Consider the following 1,094-nt stretch of genomic DNA (forward strand, 5'->3'; position numbering starts at 1 on the left):
ATGATCACCGCGGTGCGGTCGGCGAGCAGGGTCTCCAGGCCCTCCTGCACGGGTCGCTCCGAGGGGATGTCGAGCGACGCTGTGGCCTCGTCGAGGATGAGCACCTTCGGGTCCGCGATGAACGCCCGCGCGAACGAGAGCAGCTGCCGCTGGCCCGCCGAGACACGGCCACCGCGCTTGTTCACGTCGGTGTCGTACCCGTCGGGCAGCGCCATGATGAACTCGTGCGCGCCGACCGCCTTGGCCGACGCCTCGATCTCCTGGCGGGACGCCCCGGGCTTGCCGAGCGCGATGTTGTCCGCGACGGTTCCGGAGAACAGGTAGGCCTCTTGCGTGACCATGACGATCGCGCGGCGCATGTCCTTCGTGTCGAGGTCACGCAGGTCCACACCGTCGAGCTTGACGGAGCCCTGACTCGGGTCGTAGAAGCGCGCCATGAGCTTGGCGAGCGTCGACTTGCCGGCGCCGGTGGAACCGACGAGGGCGATGGTCTGCCCCGACAGGATGTGCAGGTCGAACTCCGGCAGCACGACCTTGCCCTTGTTGTAGGCGAACACGACGTCGTCGAAGTCCATCTTCCCGGTGGCGTCCGCCAGACGGGTCGGCTTCACGGGGTCCGGCACGCTCGGCCGTTCCTCGAGGACGCCGGAGATCTTCTCCATCGCCGCTGAGGCGGACTGGTACCCGTTGTAGAACATCGCGAGTTCCTGCGCCGGGTCGAAGAAGCGCTTGGCGTACAGCGCGACCGCGAGCAGCGCACCGACCTCGAGCGTCCCGCCGACGATCCGGAAGCCACCGACGATGACGACCGCGGCGAGCGTCGCGTTGCCGATGAGCACGAGCACCGGGTCGAAGGTCCCGAACAGGTTGAACACCTTCGTGTTCGCCACCCGGTAGTCCTCGACGTAGCCGCCGTACTCGTCACGGTTGCGGGACTCCTTGCGGAACGCCTGCACCGCGCGGATGCCCGTCATCGTCTCGACGAAGTGCACGATCACGCGCGCCGAGGTGACACGGGTGGAGCGGAACAGCGTCTGCGAGTTCGTCTGGAACCAGCGGATCAGGAACCAGAGCGGCACGAGCGACACCGCGAG

At 67.6% G+C, this 1,094-nt stretch carries 1 protein-coding gene; it reads right to left on the reverse strand.

All coding sequences use genetic code 11. The annotated features are described in order from the left end of the window. On the reverse strand, window positions 1-1,094 hold a 1,094-nt coding region (locus BACI9J_RS22960; RefSeq protein WP_159736677.1), incomplete at both ends, for an ABC transporter ATP-binding protein.

It is taken from the genome of Arthrobacter sp. 9V (assembly GCF_902506065.1).
GTDB lineage: Bacteria > Actinomycetota > Actinomycetes > Actinomycetales > Micrococcaceae > Arthrobacter.